The sequence below is a fragment of the Photorhabdus africana genome (genome assembly GCF_035181445.1).
GTDB classification, from domain to species: Bacteria; Pseudomonadota; Gammaproteobacteria; order Enterobacterales; family Enterobacteriaceae; genus Photorhabdus; species Photorhabdus laumondii.
On record NZ_JAXBVE010000006.1, the window covers coordinates 67,180 to 85,278 of the forward strand.

16 protein-coding genes and 1 riboswitch are annotated in these 18,099 nt (G+C 43.0%); of the genes, 8 read left to right on the forward strand and 8 right to left on the reverse strand.

What is annotated here, in order from left to right; translation table 11 throughout:
- Positions 1 to 1,256: 1,256 nt before the first annotated feature.
- Positions 1,257 to 3,266 (forward strand): excinuclease ABC subunit UvrB, encoded by a 2,010-nt coding sequence (gene uvrB, locus SLS51_RS05195; RefSeq protein WP_323836171.1) that lies wholly within the window; start codon positions 1,257 to 1,259, stop codon positions 3,264 to 3,266.
- Here uvrB and yvcK read toward each other — a convergent pair whose 3' ends face one another.
- Complete coding sequence (gene yvcK / locus SLS51_RS05200; protein WP_112876155.1) at positions 3,267 to 4,175, reverse strand: uridine diphosphate-N-acetylglucosamine-binding protein YvcK; 909 nt, start codon at positions 4,173 to 4,175, stop codon at positions 3,267 to 3,269. It abuts the gene before it with no gap.
- A 274-nt stretch (positions 4,176 to 4,449) separates the two neighbouring features.
- Positions 4,450 to 4,594: riboswitch (molybdenum cofactor riboswitch) on the forward strand.
- On the opposite strand from yvcK, the gene moaA reads away from it, so the two are divergent.
- From moaA to SLS51_RS05225, 5 genes are all read left to right on the forward strand, one after another.
- Positions 4,581 to 5,564, forward strand: a complete 984-nt coding sequence (gene moaA, locus SLS51_RS05205) for a GTP 3',8-cyclase MoaA (protein WP_323836174.1) — start codon at positions 4,581 to 4,583, stop codon at positions 5,562 to 5,564. It overlaps the preceding riboswitch by 14 nt.
- Before the next feature lie 39 nt (positions 5,565 to 5,603).
- Positions 5,604 to 6,083: a cyclic pyranopterin monophosphate synthase MoaC gene (gene moaC, locus SLS51_RS05210; RefSeq protein ID WP_011145801.1), complete on the forward strand. Its 480-nt coding sequence runs from the start codon at positions 5,604 to 5,606 to the stop codon at positions 6,081 to 6,083.
- Positions 6,080 to 6,325, forward strand: coding sequence for a molybdopterin synthase sulfur carrier subunit (moaD, locus tag SLS51_RS05215; RefSeq protein ID WP_011145802.1), 246 nt, complete (start codon positions 6,080 to 6,082; stop codon positions 6,323 to 6,325). The genes moaC and moaD overlap by 4 nt, the downstream gene beginning before the upstream one ends.
- A 3-nt stretch (positions 6,326 to 6,328) precedes the next feature.
- Entirely contained in the window at positions 6,329 to 6,781 is a 453-nt protein-coding gene (gene moaE / locus SLS51_RS05220) for a molybdopterin synthase catalytic subunit MoaE (protein ID WP_323836176.1), read from the forward strand.
- A gap of 182 nt (positions 6,782 to 6,963) precedes the next feature.
- Positions 6,964 to 7,674 carry a Bax inhibitor-1/YccA family protein gene (locus tag SLS51_RS05225; protein WP_323836178.1) on the forward strand — a complete coding sequence of 237 codons (711 nt, stop codon included), beginning with the start codon at positions 6,964 to 6,966 and terminating at the stop codon, positions 7,672 to 7,674.
- A 67-nt stretch (positions 7,675 to 7,741) separates the two neighbouring features.
- On the opposite strand, the gene SLS51_RS05230 is transcribed toward SLS51_RS05225, so the two are convergent.
- The 5 genes from SLS51_RS05230 to SLS51_RS05250 are packed head-to-tail and all read right to left on the reverse strand — an operon-like array spanning position 7,742 to position 13,462.
- Positions 7,742 to 8,848, reverse strand: coding sequence for an ABC transporter permease (locus tag SLS51_RS05230; RefSeq protein WP_011145807.1), 1,107 nt, complete (start codon positions 8,846 to 8,848; stop codon positions 7,742 to 7,744).
- Between the two features lie 12 nt (positions 8,849 to 8,860).
- Positions 8,861 to 10,021 (reverse strand): ABC transporter permease, encoded by a 1,161-nt coding sequence (locus SLS51_RS05235; RefSeq protein ID WP_323836180.1) that lies wholly within the window; start codon positions 10,019 to 10,021, stop codon positions 8,861 to 8,863.
- A complete protein-coding gene (locus SLS51_RS05240; protein WP_323836182.1) occupies positions 10,021 to 11,757 on the reverse strand; it encodes an ATP-binding cassette domain-containing protein in 1,737 nt (578 codons plus the stop codon). Before SLS51_RS05240 ends, SLS51_RS05235 begins: the two co-directional genes overlap by 1 nt.
- Positions 11,758 to 11,766: 9 nt before the next feature.
- Positions 11,767 to 12,759: a secretion protein HlyD gene (gene hlyD, locus SLS51_RS05245; protein WP_323836184.1), complete on the reverse strand. Its 993-nt coding sequence runs from the start codon at positions 12,757 to 12,759 to the stop codon at positions 11,767 to 11,769.
- Between the two features lie 16 nt (positions 12,760 to 12,775).
- On the reverse strand, positions 12,776 to 13,462 hold the full coding sequence (locus SLS51_RS05250) for a transcriptional regulator (RefSeq protein WP_323836186.1): 687 nt from the start codon (positions 13,460 to 13,462) through the stop codon (positions 12,776 to 12,778).
- Between the two features lie 302 nt (positions 13,463 to 13,764).
- Here SLS51_RS05250 and rhlE point away from each other — a divergent pair, with 302 nt between their 5' ends.
- Both rhlE and dusC read left to right on the forward strand, forming a co-directional pair.
- Complete coding sequence (gene rhlE / locus SLS51_RS05255; RefSeq protein ID WP_323836188.1) at positions 13,765 to 15,051, forward strand: ATP-dependent RNA helicase RhlE; 1,287 nt, start codon at positions 13,765 to 13,767, stop codon at positions 15,049 to 15,051.
- Between the two features lie 3 nt (positions 15,052 to 15,054).
- Positions 15,055 to 15,987: a tRNA dihydrouridine(16) synthase DusC gene (gene dusC, locus SLS51_RS05260; protein ID WP_109791421.1), complete on the forward strand. Its 933-nt coding sequence runs from the start codon at positions 15,055 to 15,057 to the stop codon at positions 15,985 to 15,987.
- Between the two features lie 233 nt (positions 15,988 to 16,220).
- On the opposite strand, the gene SLS51_RS05265 is transcribed toward dusC, so the two are convergent.
- Both SLS51_RS05265 and SLS51_RS05270 read right to left on the reverse strand, forming a co-directional pair.
- Positions 16,221 to 16,763, reverse strand: a complete 543-nt coding sequence (locus SLS51_RS05265) for a GNAT family N-acetyltransferase (RefSeq protein ID WP_323836191.1) — start codon at positions 16,761 to 16,763, stop codon at positions 16,221 to 16,223.
- A gap of 201 nt (positions 16,764 to 16,964) precedes the next feature.
- A complete protein-coding gene (locus SLS51_RS05270; RefSeq protein ID WP_323836193.1) occupies positions 16,965 to 18,071 on the reverse strand; it encodes a lipase family protein in 1,107 nt (368 codons plus the stop codon).
- Between the last annotated feature and the right edge of the window lie 28 nt (positions 18,072 to 18,099).

Here is an 18,099-nt window from a genome sequence, read left to right on the forward strand (position 1 = left end):
AAAATAGAGGAAGTTAAATAAACATCAGGATTGAAATTAGTAAATTAGTAAATTAATAAAATGATAACACAGTTAAAACACCAGGAAATGGTAGTATAAAGATGCTTTGGAACAGCAATCGATTGAAATTGTGAATGATAGATACAAAGTAAGTTTTTCGATCGAAAATAGCCAGCAGAATATTGGACGTTTTATGAGGGCAGTATCGATTTGATATTTATGTATCTATCATTTTTTTTGAGCGGTCACGATAGAGCTCGTTTTGTAAATATGGAGGATATGCTGATGTGAATTCATTAATTTATCAATGACATATATTAATATTCTAATTAAAAAGCGGGTTTTGCTCACGCGAATTAAGCCAGTTGTTTTTTGGATAAATGTTTATCGGTATTGTTTATATTGGTATAATTTATATTGGCATTGTTTATATCGGTATAGTCAAAAATGCTATTGAACTTGCTATTGCTGAAAGCGTAGGAAACAGTGAATCCTATTTCTGCTTAAGTAAAACACGACTCTCCTCTTGAAGAACAGATTTTATACAGGAAACTGTTCGCCGGTTATTTCTTATTGAATAAAAATTCCAATCTAACCTGTATTGTTTACTGTTGTTTGGCGCAGAAAAGGCAGTTTTTTTCGCTTATCCTACAGAAAAAATCGACAATTATCTACCTTTAATGCTGGTAATATTGAACGAATATAATTTATTGATATTTAATTTCCCTGAGAAAATTGCTGCTTTTTCAGCAAATTTATTCATTTTTTTGAAAGGAATAATATGAGATAAAGGTTAAAAAAATAGTAAAAATTTTTATCGGTAGAGAATACCTATTTTGTGGCATGATGTTGCAACCTCGTACAGTTAATAGGGTTTGTAGAGTTATCCACTATTCCTGTGGATAACCTTGTGTATTAGACTTAGAAAAGTTACGTGACGCAAGAAAATACGCGGCTTTCGTCAAGGTTGATGTTATTCTCGTCTTTGTTTTAATTGTATTAAATATCAATAAGATAACTAAAATCAAGCCCTGTCTGACCTGTGATGATGTCCCATGTTGTCACCTTTCAGCCGATCATATAAAAAATGGAAAAATCAAGATAATTTTGGGGATAAAATGGGATTTATTTTGATATCAACGAATGTTTAATTGATAGGGAAGTGACCTATTTGAGTCCGTTTTTATAAAACCAACTTGAAGCTGGTTTTATATCCAGTATTATATGGGGATCAATGTTAGGAAAGTGAGATACCAATGAATAAGGTGTTCAAATTACATTCTGACTTCCAACCGGGGGGTGATCAACCAGAGGCCATCCGTCAATTACAAGAAGGCTTAGAAGATGGGCTTGCCCACCAGACTTTGCTAGGAGTTACGGGGTCGGGTAAGACATTTACTGTCGCTAATGTGATAGCTAATTTAAACCGACCAACGATGGTACTTGCTCCGAACAAGACACTGGCGGCTCAACTTTACAGCGAAATGAAGGACTTTTTCCCAGAAAATGCCGTGGAGTACTTTGTTTCCTATTACGATTATTACCAGCCGGAAGCTTATGTGCCGAGTTCTGATACTTTTATTGAAAAAGATGCTTCCGTGAATGAACACATTGAGCAAATGCGTCTGTCTGCCACAAAAGCTTTGCTGGAGCGGCGAGATGTGATTGTCGTTGCGTCTGTATCGGCTATTTATGGTTTGGGTGATCCTGATAGTTATCTGAAAATGATGCTCCACCTGACCAACGGTATGATGATTGATCAACGCTCTGTTCTGCGGCGTTTAGCTGAATTGCAATATACCCGTAATGATCAGGCATTCCAGCGAGGAACATTTAGGGTTCGTGGTGAAGTGATTGATATCTTTCCGGCGGAATCTGATGAGCATGCCCTGCGGGTTGAACTATTTGATGATGAAGTAGAACGGTTATCACTGTTTGATCCGCTAACAGGGCAGATTCAATATCATGTTCCACGATACACCGTTTATCCGAAAACCCACTATGTTACTCCGCGTGAGCGTATTATTCAGGCAATGGAAGCGATTAAAATTGAGCTTGAGCAGCGGCGTAAGGTATTGCTGGCAAATGGTAAACTGCTGGAAGAACAGCGTATTACGCAGCGTACTCAATTTGATTTGGAAATGATGAATGAATTGGGGTATTGCTCCGGCATTGAAAACTATTCCCGTTACCTCTCTGGCCGTGCTGAAGGGGAACCGCCGCCGACACTGTTTGATTATCTCCCTGCTGATGGTTTGCTGGTAGTGGATGAATCGCACGTTACCATCCCGCAAATTGGTGGGATGTATCGAGGGGATCGTTCCCGCAAAGAGACGCTGGTGGAATATGGTTTCCGTATGCCTTCTGCGTTGGATAATCGTCCACTTCGGTTTGAAGAATTTGAAGCACTGGCTCCACAAACCATTTATATTTCGGCTACGCCAGGCAAATATGAATTGGAAAAATCCAGTGGCGATGTGGTGGAACAGGTGGTGCGTCCTACTGGTTTGCTTGATCCTGAATTGGAAGTGCGTCCTGTTGCAACACAGGTTGATGACTTACTGTCTGAAATCCGCATCCGAGCGGTGAAAAATGAACGGGTATTGGTCACCACGTTGACTAAGCGAATGGCAGAGGACTTGACGGAGTATTTGGAAGAACACGGTGAACGGGTTCGCTATTTGCATTCGGATATCGATACTGTTGAACGTGTGGAAATTATTCGGGATCTTCGTTTAGGTGAATTTGATGTATTAGTGGGAATTAACTTGCTGAGGGAAGGGCTGGATATGCCAGAAGTTTCTCTGGTGGCCATTCTTGATGCGGATAAAGAAGGTTTCCTGCGGTCTGAACGCTCATTAATTCAGACGATTGGGCGTGCTGCCCGTAACCTGCATGGTAAAGCGATCCTTTATGGCGATAAGATCACTGATTCAATGGCAAAAGCTATTGGTGAAACGGAACGCCGGCGTGCTAAGCAGCAGATATTTAATGAAAAACACGGTATTGTTCCAAAAGGTCTGAATAAGAAAATTAGTGATATTCTGCAAATTGGGCAGCCAGCGGGTGGCAAAAGAAAGGGCAGAGGTAAAGCGGTTGCTACAGCGGAAACATTCAGCAACCTGTCTGCCAAAGAGCTGGAAAACAAAATCCGCGAGCTGGAAGCGAAGATGTACCAGCATGCGCAGGATCTTGAATTCGAACAGGCGGCGAGTGTTCGGGATCAGGTTCAGGCATTGCGAGAGCAATTTATTGCCAATTCTTAATTAACCAAGGTTTTGCAGGGTATTCTCTAACGCTTGATGCAGTAATTCACGGTCGTGGCGATAGGGAACATCCTGTGCTTCGAGTATTTGCTGAGTAATAATCCGGTCGTTAAGCTCGCTGATATTTGTGCACGGGCCAACGATTACCGCATCAATTATCCGGCTGCCAATTTTGTTTTCCATTATTTCCAGCTTATCTTTCAGTGTCAGTTCAGCAGCCGCGGCACTGAGTTCTTTGCCAAGGTTACCGATATAAATCATATTGGCGTTGCTACGGCGCAGTGCTTGGGTTAGATCTTCAAGCAGAAGCAATGGCATCAGACTGGTGAAGAAGCTGCCAGGGCCGATAATAATCAGATCTGCTTGAGTGATGGCATCCAATGCCTCTTTTGTTGCGGTCGCAGGCGGATAAAGCATCAACTCCTGAGGAATACAATTCAATTGATCAACATTAACTTCGCCATAAATGGTGTTGCCTTGATCGTCTATCGCCATCAGGTCAACGGGCTGCTCAGACATTGGAATAAGATGAGCATTAACTTTCAACAAACTGCGGATTAAATTAATTGCCTCAAGGGGTCTGACACTTAAATGATCTAACGCCTTAAGCATCAGATTCCCCAGATTATGCCCTGCCAGTTCGCCATTGCCACTGAAACGGTATTCGAACATTGCCGACGCGACACTGGGTTCGGTAATAAGCTGATTTAAACAATTGCGGGTATCACCCCAGGCAATACCGCCTTCTGAACGCCGGATCCTGCCGGTTGAGCCGCCATTATCTGTCGTGGTGACAATGCCTGTCAGGCGAGAGCCTAGTGATGAAAGAGAGGACATAACGCGCCCAAGGCCATGACCTCCGCCTAAGGCAACTACCCGATCTAAATCGGCTAATGTGCGGTTTCGCATAGAATTCCTATTACTGACTGAGCATATATTCGCTGAATAATTTTAGCGTAATTTATTATAAAACACGATTAACCGAACAAACGTTATGATTGGGTCTAATGTTTTAACTGATTTCTAATAGAAATTGTCTGTTATTTATTCTGAACGTTGGTAATTCATTATATATTCAATTATATAACGAAAGTAGGTATTCGCATTTTTCTTTGTTAAGCGCTAAAATCCATATTAGAGCAGGTCGTTTTACATTAAATCATATACCCAATGGATTTCAAGACGTTGGAATTAACTCCTAGCCTCTGCATCTAAGTCACTTTTTACACAGCGATATGATGTTTTGGCCGTGACCACTGAGTCACCAGGATGTGAGGCAGAAATGCCCACGTCTCCCATGTTTGGAAAGGTGTTATGGTGGAACAACTCATAGATGCTTTCGCCCGCAAATTTTACTATTTGCGGCTATCAATCACCGATGTATGTAATTTTCGGTGCACTTATTGTTTGCCGGAGGGTTATAAACCCCGTGGACATCACTCCTTTTTGACATTATCCGAAATCCGTCTTGTTGGCCGGGCGTTTGCCGATCTGGGTACAGAGAAAATCCGTTTGACGGGAGGCGAACCGACCATGCGCCGTGATTTCACCGATATTATTTCCGTCATACGTGAAAATAAGTTGATTAAAACCCTCGCGGTAACCACTAACGGTTATCGAATGGAACGAGATATTGCTAAGTGGAAAGAGGCGGGTTTAACCGCAGTGAATGTCAGTATGGATTCGCTTGATCCCCGCCAGTTTCATGCGATTACCGGGCAGGACAAATTTTTTCAGGTGATGCGTGGTATTGATGCAGCATTTGCGGCGGGTTTTCGTAAAGTGAAAGTCAACGTGGTGCTGATGAAAAATGTTAACGATATCAGCCTGTCGGCTTTCCTGCACTGGATAAAAGATCGTCCGATTCAATTAAGATTTATCGAGTTGATGGAAACCGGTGACGGTGGTGAAATGTTTCGTCAATACCACATTTCGGGGGAAATTATCCGGGAACGCCTGTTGCTTGATGGCTGGCATTTGCTTCAACGTTCACACAGTGATGGCCCTGCACAGGTTTTTAGCCATCCTGATTATCAGGGAGAAATTGGTCTAATTATGCCTTATGAGAAAGATTTTTGTCGGAGTTGTAATCGGTTACGTGTTTCTTCAATAGGTCATCTTCATTTATGCCTGTTTGGTGAACAGGGGATACCACTGCGTGATTTATTGGCGAGTGAAAAACAACTCGATGATCTGAAATTGCGTATTCAGGATGGATTGCGGCATAAACGGCAAACCCATTTTCTTCATCAAGGTGACAGTGGTGTCACGCCAAATCTTTCTGTCATCGGCGGTTAATTTATCATCTAGATATTGTTGTTTTTTCAGGAGCTGAGAATGTCTCAATTAACCCACATCAATTCTACCGGTGAAGCGCATATGGTTGATGTTTCTGCTAAAGCTGAAACATCACGGGAGGCACGGGCAGAAGCGTTTGTTGGAATGAAGCCGGAAACACTGGCAATGATTATTGAAGGTCGCCATCACAAAGGTGATGTATTTGCCACCGCAAGGATTGCGGGTATCCAAGCAGCCAAGCGCACATGGGAATTAATTCCGCTGTGTCATCCATTACTGCTAACTAAAGTAGAAGTCCAGTTGGAAGCTCAGACAAAATATAACCGGGTCAGAATTGAATCCTGTTGTCGTCTGACTGGGAAAACCGGTGTTGAAATGGAGGCCCTGACAGCGGCGTCAGTCGCGGCTTTGACAATTTACGATATGTGTAAAGCGGTACAGAAAGATATGGTCATTGGGCCAGTGCGTTTACTGGAGAAAATCGGTGGTAAATTAGGTCATTTTAAGGTGGAGCAATGATTAAGGTCCTGTTTTTTGCTCAGGTACGTGAGCTGGTAGGTACTGATTCACTGGATCTCGATAATCGTTACACAACCGTTGACAGTTTGAGAATGGCGTTAATATCAAAGGGAGAACGTTGGGCTTTGGCATTGGAAAATGGAAAATTGTTGTCAGCGGTAAACCAATCTCTGGTTCATGGCGGGCACCGATTACAGGATGGCGATGAAGTGGCCTTTTTCCCGCCGGTGACTGGGGGATAATAAATGGAAAACACCCGCATTTTCGTTGGGCCGGAGAATTTCAAGCTAGAGGATGAATATCAATGGCTTGCTCAATGTGATGAAGATGGTGCTATTGTCACTTTCACCGGCAAAGTCCGCAATCATAATTTGGGAGATAATGTCGGCGCGTTGAGATTGGAACATTATCCGGGAATGACGGAAAAAACGTTACGGCGTATTGTCACCGAAGCACGCAGTCGCTGGCCGTTGCAGCGAATCAGTGTTGTCCATCGGGTTGGTACGCTCTATCCGGGGGATGAGATCGTGTTTGTGGGTGTGACCGGTGCTCATCGTCATATGGCTTTTGAAGCGGCTGAATTTATTATGGATTATTTGAAAACTCAAGCGCCTTTCTGGAAAAAAGAGTTTTTGCCTGATGGTGAACGTTGGGTTGAATCCCGTGAGAGTGATCAGGAAGCCGCGAAACGTTGGTGATGAAAGTATTGGTTAAATTCTGCGAAACGCTTCGAAAAAGGATTGAATAAAAGGATTACTATATGAGTAATTATTGAATAGTGAATTGTTTTGTTTATATTCTATGATAATGTATAAAACTTGAGTGGGTTGTTGGTACTGAACAACCTAGATCTTTAATATCGTTATAAAAGGTAAGCTTCATGGATCGATATCCACGCTCTAATGGTTCGATAATCCAGCAAGCTGGAACCGGCCTACAAACTTATATGGCCCAGGTTTATGGTTGGATGACTTGTGGTCTGTTGTTAACCGCATTTGTGGCTTGGTATGTGTCACAAAATCAGAATGCTGCTGAATATATTTTCTCAAACTCAATACTATTCTATGGATTAATTATTGCTCAATTTGGGTTGGTTTTTGTCCTCTCAGGCATGATTAACCGCATGGGAGCTTCGTTAGCCACAGGGTTGTTTATGCTCTATTCAGCGCTGACCGGCCTGACGCTTTCCAGTATTTTCGTTGTCTATACTATCGGCTCCGTTGCGAGCACTTTTGTCGTGACGGCCGGGATGTTTGGTGCGCTGAGTTTTTATGGCTATACCACCAAACGTAGCCTGAGTGGCCTTGGTAGCTTCTTATTTATGGGGCTGATCGGCATTATTTTGGCTTCTCTGATTAACTTATGGTTAAAGAGTGAAGCGTTGACGTGGGCGGTAACCTACATTGGTGTCGTTATCTTTGCGGGCTTAACCGCTTACGACACTCAGAAGCTGAAAGAGATGGGTGAAAATCTGGATGTGAATGACAAAGAGAATTTGCGTAAATTCTCGATTGTTGGTGCACTGACGCTGTATCTAGACTTCATCAACATGTTCTTGATGTTATTGCGTATTTTTGGCGATCGCCGCTAATCGCTGATTTGCTTCTGATAAAAACCCTGCATCGTTAAGCATAGCTAATAATGCAGGGTCATTCTTATTAAGCAATTTTCCGTCGAAATAACCAATAGGCAAGATTACCGGTTGTGGCAGTAATTGCCAAAAGAGGCCACAGACTCCGCCAGATAACCGTGAAATCGGCATCTTTGAGATAAATTTGCTTGGTGATGTCGTTAAAGTGCCAGATAGGATTAATCCAGGTGATGTCTTGTAACCATCCGGGCATATTTTCAACCGGAGAAATATAACCGGAGATTAAGATAGCGGGCATGATAAAGACAAATACGCCAATAAACGCCTGTTGCTGAGTGTAGCAAAGGGAAGAGATTAATAGGCCAAATCCCACTAGCGATAAACTGTAGATCAGCATGGCGCAGTAAAACAGCGCGAGTGAACCCGAAAAGGGGATTTGATAGCAAAAGATACCAATCGCCAGCACCAAAGTTGCCTGAAAGGTAGCGACAATCACCGCAGGAACCGCTTTGCCAATGAAAATCTGCCAGGTGGTCATGGGTGAAACGAGTAATTGGTCCAGCGTTCCTTGCTCCCTTTCGCGCGCAATTGACAGTGCCGTGACCGTCAATATCCCAACCGTGGTAATCAGTGCCACCAAAGAGGGTACGACAAACCATTTATAATCCAAGTTAGGGTTATACCAGTTGCGGATCACCAACTCGCTATTATTGGCTTTTGGCAGATTACCCATCAGTTCCTGTTGATAATTTAGGACAATTTCTTGGATATAGCCCGCTGCAATTTGAGCGCTGTTAGAGTTGCGCCCATCCAGCAATACTTGGAGGGAAACCGGATCATGGCTGGCAATCTTAGCACTGAAATCTTGTGGGAAACGTACCAGTAATAAGGCCTTTTGGTGATCGATTACCGGTTGTATTTCTTGTGAATGGTTCAGCAATAGCACGTCAGGAAATGCTTTTGATTTTGCTAGCCGTTGGGTGAGCTCAATAGAGGCTTTGCCTTTGTCTTCATCAAAAATAGCAATAGTTGCATTAGTCACATCAAGGGTTGCTGACAAAGGAAATAAGATCATCTGGAAGATAACCGGCATAACTAAGATAGCTCGTGTTTGCGGATCTCTGAGTAGAGATTGCAATTCTTTAATAATCAGAGTGTAAAGACGATAAAACATATTAATTCCTTCTTAATCCAGACGCCGCTGGGTTTTCCATGCTGTCAGGCCAATAAACACAATAGCGGAGGCGATCAGTAATAATAGATTTATCACCAGTACCGTGCTGATATTTCCAGCCAGAAAGAGCGTATGCAAACTACTGACAAAATAACGAGCCGGAATGAAATAGGTCACTACCTGAATAAAGGCAGGCATGCTATTTATTTCAAAGATGAAGCCGGAAAGCATAATCGCAGGCAGAAAAGCGACATTCAGCGCTATCATTGCGGCATTAAATTGGTTGCGTGTCACCGTAGAGATCAAAAGCCCGATACCAAGGGCCGTCGCCAGGTAAAGGCTGGTGATTGCAGACAATATCCATAACGAGCCTCGGTAGGGGACATCCAGCACAAATACTGCCACCAGCATACAGAGCAGCATGGAGAATGATCCAAGCACTTGATAAGGCAAGAGTTTAGAAAGCAGTAATTCGGTGCGGGTAATTTGAGTAGAAAGCAGGGCTTCCATCGTACCGCGTTCCCATTCACGGGCAACCACCAATGATGTCAGAATGGCCCCAACCACGGTGATGATAATGGTTATTGCGCCGGGAATGATGAAATGCTGGCTAATTGTTGCCGGATTGAACCAATAACGAACCTGCATATCAATTAACGGATTAACAGCGTTCCCCTGATCTTGCCCTCTTTGCTGTAGCCAAATCTGCCACACTCCTTTAGCATAATTTTGTACAAAACTTGCTGTATTGGGTTCACTGCCGTCAGTAATGACCTGAATTTGTGCTTTACCATCAGGGCGGGCAAGTTGCGCATCGAAATTAACAGGAATGACAACCAGTCCACGTATTTCTCCTGATTGCATCATATTAATTAATTGCTGACGATTATCGCTGATTTTGGGTTCAATATAGGGAGAACCGGCAAAAGCCTGTATTAATTCACGAGCATCTTCACTTTGCTGTTCTACCAGAATACCAAGGCGGACGGTACTGGAGTCGAGATTAATACCGTAACCAAAGATAAACAGCAGAATCAATGGAATGACAATAGAAATTAATCCGCTGGTGGGATCACGTAAGATCTGTTTTGTCTCTTTTACACAAAGTGCTTTCAATCGCCACCAAGAGAAGCGGACAGCTTGCTGTGGAGCATGTTGCTTTGGGCTACTCATTATTGTAGCTCCTCATCATAATTAACGACCAGATCAATAAATGCCTGTTCCATTGATGGGTCAGGATTTTCATCAGTAGCAACCAATTGTTTCAACTCATCAGGCGTTCCGGCGGCAATCAATTTACCGCGGAATACCAACCCTATTCGGTCACAATATTCTGCTTCATCCATAAAGTGGGTGGTCACCATAACGGTAACGCCTTTATCTACCATGCCGTTGATATGTAGCCAGAATTCGCGTCGTATCTGCGGATCAACCCCCGAAGTTGGCTCGTCCAGGAACAAAATATCTGGCTCATGCATCAGTGCGCAGGAAAGAGCAAGACGCTGTTTATATCCCAGAGGCAATTGGTCGGTGGTTTGATGTAAAACGGATTTGAGATTGAAAGCGTCGATCATGCCATCAATTTTTGCTTTTTGTTTGCGCCCTTGCAGGCCGTAAATGCCGGAAAAGAATTTCAGGTTCTGTTCAATGGTCAGGTTGCCATACAGAGAAAATTTCTGCGCCATATAACCCAAATGTTGGCGGGCTTTCCCGGAGCTGGTTTTCAGATCCATTCCCAATACCAGCGCCTTACCACCAGTCGGCACCGTGAGCCCGCACATCATTTTAAACGTGGTGGATTTACCGGCACCGTTCGGGCCAAGCAGACCAAAGATTTCTCCACGTTTCACCTGAAAATCAACATGGTCAGTGGCCGCAAAATCGCCAAATTTTTTGGTTAAATCCTGCGCTTCAATCACTGTTTCTGTCGGGTTAGCAGCAATCCGTGGCATGATCTCTGCCAGTTCCGAATAGCGGGTGGAACCCCCACCGAGTAAATCGATAAAAGCATCTTCAAAGCGGGGAACGGCTTTAACGATTTCAGCATCAGGTAGCTTAAGCTGGTTAAGTAATTCTTGCGGAGAGGCATCAGGTTTGAGAATAAGACGAACATATTTCCCCTGAATCACGCCATCTGTGACTTGTGGCAAGGTAAGAGCGTGTTGCAGCATTTTTCTACGGGAATCCTGTTTGGCGCCAAGCAAAAAAGAACGCCCGGACATCTTTTGGGTCAGTTGTTGTGGTTGTCCGCTGTAGAGCAGTTTTCCTTGATTAAGTAACAGCACATCACGACACTGTTCAGCTTCATCCAGATAAGAAGTACTCCAGAGGATTAGCATGCCATCATCAGCCAGTTCGTGAACCATCCGCCAGAGTTCACGGCGGGCTATCGGGTCAACGCCAACGCCGGGTTCGTCCAGCAGCAGAACTTTGGGTTTGCCAAGCAGAGTACAGGCAAGCCCCAGTTTTTGCTTCATGCCGCCTGAAAGTTTGCCCGCCAGTCGCCCGGTAAAACGGGTCAGATCAGTAAACGTAAGGAGTTGCTCATAGGTTCTTTTACGCTCGTCACCCAGTACGCCCCGCAGATCTGCATACAGATTCAGGTTTTCTAATACGGTTAAATCTTCATACAGGCCAAATTTCTGGGGCATATAGCCCAGTTCAAAACGCACTTGTACGCCATCTTTTATCGGATCAAGCCCCATTATTTCAATAGAACCGCTATCGGGTTTCAGTAAACCCGCTAGCATGCGTATCAGTGTCGTTTTTCCTGCTCCATCTGGGCCTACAAGGCCAGTAACGGAGCCACCGTAGATCTCTGCGGTCAGGCTAGATACCGCAGGATTATTCAGGCCGGGAAAAGTTTTTTCGACTTTTTCTAACCTTATCGTATATGCAGAGCTGCTCATGACAGCCCCTTATTTATCTGAATCAGAAAAATGCAGAGTAACGGGCATACCTTGACGCAGGGCATCATCCGGGTCGGTGACAATAATGCGTAACCGATAGACGAGATCAGTACGTAGATCGGGGGTCTCTACATTCTTTGGTGTAAATTCGGCGGTGGGTGAAACAAAGCCAATTTTGCCGTGATAAGGTTTATCTTTACGGCTATCGGTATAGAGTAAAATTTCACGTCCGGGCGTTGCTTGTCCGAGATAGCTTTCACCGATATAGGCTCTTACCCAAACAGGGTCAGTTAGAGAAAGGGTAAACACCGTATTGCCGGCTGACAGCATAGTGCCCGGTTCAATGGCGCGGGTCAGGATAGTACCGGATGAGGGGGAAGTCAGTTGAGTATCTTGTAAGTCCAATTCAGCCTGAGCAACAGCCGCTTCGGCTTGAGCAAGCTGGCCTTTAGCTTCTGCAATTTCTTCTTTACGATAACCGGTTTCGAACTGGTTCAGTTTATCTTTAGCGGCTTGTAAAGCCGCTAATGCTTGATTGTGATTCGTTTTAGCATCATCTAATTCGTTGGCCGAAATAACTTTGCTTTGCCACAAGCCTTGTTGGCGTTTGAAGAAACTATTAGCGAAATGCCAGGCAGCTTCGCGTTGTGCAACTTCCGAACGGACTTGGGCAATTTCTTCGGTGCGATAACCCTCTTCCATCATGGCTAAACGTGCTTTAGTACTATCACGAGTGGCTTTCGCTTTATTGAGGGCGTTAATAAATGGCCCGTTGTCCAGTTGGCCGATGACTTGATTGGCCGCAATGGACTCGCCTTCATCAACTTGTAGACTAGCGAGTTTACCACCAACTCGGAAACTAAGATTAACAGTACGTATATCTACATTGCCATAGAGGGTCAAAGTTTTATCATTTTTACCTTGATAATAGTAACTTCCTAAAATGGCACTAAGAATAATCGCGGTCACCAATATTGCCAGAGTGAGTTTTTTGTTGTACATGATATTCCCTGTTATTTTATTTATTCGGATTATGTTTTTTCAGTCCATTCAGTAATAAATCGATATGCTGGATAAGGATCTGATCAATCAATTTATATTCTTCGGGCCCGATATTATTCCAGCCTGTCTGACGTAATAACGTTTCCCTCGCCATGCGGAAAGTGAGAACTTCTCCCATTAAAGCATGAGTGTGTAGCATGGTAGAGAGCTGATGTTCATCGGCGCCGATATAGCTGGCAATCAGTTTATTTAATCTGCTATGAAGAGGTATGAGTGCTTGCTCATGGATTAGGGTATAAGCATTCGTTGGTGCAAGTTGTTCTCTGGCCATTATCCGGCTGATATTAATACTCTCTTTTTCAATCATCAGGCGGTTAATTCCAAGGAATCCTTCATGAATCATCCTCAATATATTTTCTGCTGAGTACGGTGCTGATGATGAAAAAAAATCATCAATTTTTTTAAAAAGATGAGTGAACTCAGTCTTAATTGTGTCAGTAATATACTGGGCAACAGCCTGATAAAGTCCCTCTTTAGAGCCAAAATAATAAGCTATGGCGGCAATGTTTTGTTGAGCATGTAATGCAATTTCCCTCGTCGTTGCACCGGTCAGTCCTGATTTACCGAAAATTTCAAGGGCTGCTTCGAGTAGCTGTTGTTTGGCTTGTTCGCCTCTGGCGGTTTGGGTGTTGTTGACTGACATCGACATGAATCCTGTTGCAAATAATCAAAAGACTTAAACAAAATATCAATCATTGGTTAACTCTATACTTATAGTAAATCAATGTAAATTGCATAAAAATGTTATGGATCATGAAAATTACCGGGTAAATAGCTATCGTTTTAGTTGCATCATCAGAAAGTATATCTGGTATAATAGTCGAGATATGGAGCATTGCAGTTTGTGTTTTTTCCTTTGTGGTATTTACCACGTCTGATTTTCTTCCCATAAAACTGCCCCTGAATAGCGTTCAGGAATGGTGAAGTCTGGAGCATTTCTTATTTATGAATTTTAAATCACTTGGCTTAAGTGCTGATATTTTGCGTGCCGTTGAAGAGCAGGGTTATTCGGCGCCGACGCCAATCCAACAACAGGCAATTCCTGTTGTATTGGCAGGTAAAGATTTATTAGCGAGTGCTCAAACAGGCACAGGTAAAACCGCGGGTTTTACCTTACCCATGCTGCAACGGTTAAATGATTCCCCTATTCAGATGAAAGGGCGCCGACCAATCAGAGCATTAATCCTGACCCCAACCCGTGAATTGGCTGCTCAAGTGGGTGAAAATGTACGCGACTACAGCAAATACCTCAGGCTGCGCTCTCTGGTTGTTTTTGGCGGTGTCAGTATTAACCCTCAGATGATGAAATTGCGGGGTGGTGTGGATATTTTAGTCGCTACACCAGGGCGGTTACTGGATCTTGAACATCAAAATGCGGTTGATTTATCCCGGGTAGAAATTTTGGTATTGGATGAAGCTGACCGGATGCTGGATATGGGGTTTATTCATGATATTCGCCGAGTGCTGAATAAATTACCCCCGAAACGGCAAAATTTACTGTTTTCTGCGACTTTCTCTGACGATATCAAAAATTTAGCCAATAAGTTATTGCGTGATCCCGTCAGTGTTGAAGTTGCGCGTCGTAACTCTGCTTCTGAACAGATTGAACAGCTTGTTCACTTTGTCGATAAAAAGCGTAAAGGTGAGCTGCTCTCTTTCTTGATCGGCAGCCGTAACTGGCAGCAAGTTCTGGTATTTACCCGAACCAAACATGGCGCGAACCGCTTGGCGGAACAGTTAAATAAAGATGGTGTAACGGCTTCTGCTATTCATGGCAACAAAAGTCAAGGGGCGAGAACCCGTGCACTGGCTGATTTTAAAGATGGCCGGATCAGAGTGCTGGTAGCGACAGATATTGCTGCCCGTGGTTTGGACATTGATCAACTGCCTTATGTGGTGAATTTTGAATTGCCTAATGTCGCTGAAGATTATGTTCATCGTATTGGTCGTACTGGTCGAGCAGATGCAACAGGGCAGGCACTTTCTCTGGTCTGTGTTGATGAGCACAAACTGTTGAAAGATATTGAACGTTTGTTAAAGCGGGAGATTTCCCGCATGGCAATTCCCGGCTATGAGCCAGATCCAACGATCAAGGCTGAACCTATCCAAAATGGTCGTCAGGCACGTGGCGATAATCGGCAGAAAAATAGCCATCGCCGTTCTGGGGCACCTTCGCGTCAGCGTAGCAGCAGTCATGATGTATCCCATAAATCGCCTAACGTCAGAGGTTAATCGATGCGGGTTTTACTGGCTCCGATGGAAGGTGTGCTGGACTCTTTGGTTAGGGAACTTCTGAGTGAAATCAATGAGTACGATTTGTGCATTACGGAATTTTTACGGGTTGTCGATAGCCTGTTGCCGGTAAAATCTTTTTATCGACTTTGTCCTGAATTACGTAACCAAAGCCGGACACCATCCGGCACATTGGTACGGATTCAGCTTTTGGGTCAATATCCACAGTGGCTGGCGGAAAATGCGGCACGAGCGATTGAATTAGGATCCTATGGGGTTGATTTAAATTGCGGTTGTCCATCAAAAACAGTCAATGGTAGCGGTGGCGGAGCAACGTTGCTAAAAGATCCTGAACTGATTTATCAGGGAGCGAAAGCGATACGTGAAGCGGTACCTGCTCATTTGCCTGTGACGGTTAAGGTTCGCTTGGGTTGGGATAGCGGTGATCGGCAATTTGAAATTGCCGATGCGGTACAACAGGCGGGTGCGACGGAAATGACAGTTCATGGGCGAACCAAAGAGGATGGTTACCGAGCGGAGCGTATTAACTGGCAAGCGATTGGTGAAATTCGTCAACGTCTCTCTATTCCGGTTATCGCTAACGGTGAAATTTGGGATTGGCAAAGTGCGCAGAATTGCCAGAGTGTGACAGGCTGCGATGCGGTCATGATTGGGCGGGGTGCGCTTCACGTTCCTAATTTGAGCCGAGTGGTGAAATATAACGAACCAAAAATGTGCTGGCAGGACGTTGTTCAACTATTGCAAAAATATATCCGATTGGAAAAGCAGGGTGATACCGGGCAATATCATGTTGCTCGGATTAAACAGTGGCTTGGTTATTTGCGTAAAGAATATGAAGAAGCAACAATGCTGTTTGAAGAGATAAGAAAGTTAAAAACATCTGCTGATATAGCGCATGTGATCTCTTTGGTATGATATACCCGTCATCTTTCAAGCTGCCTCTTTGTTGGCTGCACTCGTTCACCCCGGTCACATAGTTATCTATGTTCCCGGGGATTCTCTCCCTTGCCGTCGCGATGCATCTTGAAATCTATTGGGTATATACCCGTTATCTTTCAAGTTGCCTCTTTGTTGGCTGCACTCACTCACCCCGGTCACAGAGTTCTCTATGCTCCCGGGGATTCGTTCCCTTGCCGTTGCGATGGTAGTTAGTTATTTCTATTCCACTCATCACGAGTTATTTCCCATATTTCCGAGGGCATTCTTCCGCTAACAAAGTCTTTATTCTCTAGTCTTATTAATCGCATACCACTTTTAATTGATATCTTCCTTGAAGCAATATTATTACTGGATTTAGGCGCTCTGAGTACGTTGCGATTTAGGGTATTAAACCAAAAGTCGGTAACTATTTTAACCGCTTCGGTCATAAATCCGTTTCCATGCCATTGTGGGTCTAGCCAGAAACCTCTATTATTATTTTCTTGATCATATAGCGATATCATTCCTATTATTATTGATGGTTCATCCTTCCTTCTGATAGTCCAAAACCATGCATTTCCTTTCGCCATTGATGGTAGCGCGATCTTATTTATATATTCCAAGGCACCATTATCTGGGTAGGGCCACGGGGTGCTTGCTGTAAGATAGCGAACAATTTTCCACTGAGGAAAGATCTTTTGAATTTGTATATAATCCTTACTTTTTAAAGGATGTAATATTAATCTTTTGGTTTCTAGCTTTTTGGGTTCCATTTTAGTCTCCTTTTGTAATGTTTTTTACAAAAAGTCAGATGATAATTAATTTTATTACCATTCTGTGATATCTTTGTCAAAAAAATTTTAATTGATGTGATAATGGTTATTATGAATGATCTGGGCACGTTGGGAAAAGAATGGAACCTTTAATCAAGGTTCCATTTGGTTTAAATTAAAGCAAGAGGCAATACGATGAAATTATCGGATATTATCTTCATCTTGAATAATAGATGAGAAAAGTTCTCTAATATTGCGAGATTGACCATCGTTAATGATAACAATATCATAATCAGTCGGTGGATTAGCACGATCATTAACTACAGTAAAACTCATGCCATACTCTTTGGCATAAGCATCAAGGTGTTGAGAGACGAGTTTTTCAATAAAACCTTGCGAAGGTTTTAAATCAGGTGCGGTAAAAGGTAAATCTGGCGTAAGTTGAGTGTAATTCTTATCTTTCACCACTGAGATAAAACCGTTAACGATTAAAGTTGATAATGGATAGAGAACTTTAATTTCTTCTAATCCTTTTACGCTCCAGGCTAGGGTAACGATATCTTTACGATTATGGACCCGGAGAAAATGACTTTCATAGCTAGATAGTAATGTTCCATTAAAAACAGATTCACTATAGGATGCAAAAACATCATTACCGGCAGTTGGGGCAGCAAAGGAGGAAACATGAATACGAATATTATTGTTTCCTTTATCAATATAACGTCTCTTTAAATACAGACCAAGCGTAGAGGCCATCACACCGCCTAAACTATGCCCTGTAAGAATAATGTTATGTATTCCTTCTTCCAGAGCAATTTTATCAATTGCCTCAATCAATGATTCTCCATAACCAGGAGGGTTATTGCTTTTTATTTGGTTGATAATATAGTCTAAAGTTATATGGGTTCCTTTTGAAATTTTAGCATCTTTAGGGGCTTTTGAATCCCAAATTGACCAGTTTTCAGTTGTGCCTACATTGAAATTCTCATCAAACCAGTTCGTCATGGACCATGAACCACGAATAACGATTCGATAATCATTTGGATTTTTGAGATCTTTTACAATGAATAAAACGTGATCATCTTTTTTATCTGTAACGCTTGTTTTATTATTAACACTACCGACACGAAAAACAGCAGGTCCCCAAATGATAGAGAATCTATTTGCTGTCGCTTTACTACTTGCTAATGATTTTTGAATATTTTCTGAAACGATAGCCGGTTCTGGTTGATAGGTTATTATACTCCCCGAGTTAATAATAAAGCCTAACGCGAGATTTATTTTTTGATCTTCAAGAGAAATTGTCATTTTTGTTTCCAATTTTTAATATAATGAA

Bases quoted from the DNA above. Each gene is read 5' to 3' on its own strand.
- uvrB (WP_323836171.1), top strand. From the start codon at position 1,257: ATGAATAAGGTGTTCAAATTACATTCTGACTTCCAACCGGGGGGTGAT.
- yvcK (WP_112876155.1), bottom strand. From the start codon at position 4,175: ATGCGAAACCGCACATTAGCCGATTTAGATCGGGTAGTTGCCTTAGGC.
- moaA (WP_323836174.1), top strand. From the start codon at position 4,581: ATGGTGGAACAACTCATAGATGCTTTCGCCCGCAAATTTTACTATTTG.
- moaC (WP_011145801.1), top strand. From the start codon at position 5,604: ATGTCTCAATTAACCCACATCAATTCTACCGGTGAAGCGCATATGGTT.
- moaD (WP_011145802.1), top strand. From the start codon at position 6,080: ATGATTAAGGTCCTGTTTTTTGCTCAGGTACGTGAGCTGGTAGGTACT.
- moaE (WP_323836176.1), top strand. From the start codon at position 6,329: ATGGAAAACACCCGCATTTTCGTTGGGCCGGAGAATTTCAAGCTAGAG.
- SLS51_RS05225 (WP_323836178.1), top strand. From the start codon at position 6,964: ATGGATCGATATCCACGCTCTAATGGTTCGATAATCCAGCAAGCTGGA.
- SLS51_RS05230 (WP_011145807.1), bottom strand. From the start codon at position 8,848: ATGTTTTATCGTCTTTACACTCTGATTATTAAAGAATTGCAATCTCTA.
- SLS51_RS05235 (WP_323836180.1), bottom strand. From the start codon at position 10,021: ATGAGTAGCCCAAAGCAACATGCTCCACAGCAAGCTGTCCGCTTCTCT.
- SLS51_RS05240 (WP_323836182.1), bottom strand. From the start codon at position 11,757: ATGAGCAGCTCTGCATATACGATAAGGTTAGAAAAAGTCGAAAAAACT.
- hlyD (WP_323836184.1), bottom strand. From the start codon at position 12,759: ATGTACAACAAAAAACTCACTCTGGCAATATTGGTGACCGCGATTATT.
- SLS51_RS05250 (WP_323836186.1), bottom strand. From the start codon at position 13,462: ATGTCAGTCAACAACACCCAAACCGCCAGAGGCGAACAAGCCAAACAA.
- rhlE (WP_323836188.1), top strand. From the start codon at position 13,765: ATGAATTTTAAATCACTTGGCTTAAGTGCTGATATTTTGCGTGCCGTT.
- dusC (WP_109791421.1), top strand. From the start codon at position 15,055: ATGCGGGTTTTACTGGCTCCGATGGAAGGTGTGCTGGACTCTTTGGTT.
- SLS51_RS05265 (WP_323836191.1), bottom strand. From the start codon at position 16,763: ATGGAACCCAAAAAGCTAGAAACCAAAAGATTAATATTACATCCTTTA.
- SLS51_RS05270 (WP_323836193.1), bottom strand. From the start codon at position 18,071: ATGACAATTTCTCTTGAAGATCAAAAAATAAATCTCGCGTTAGGCTTT.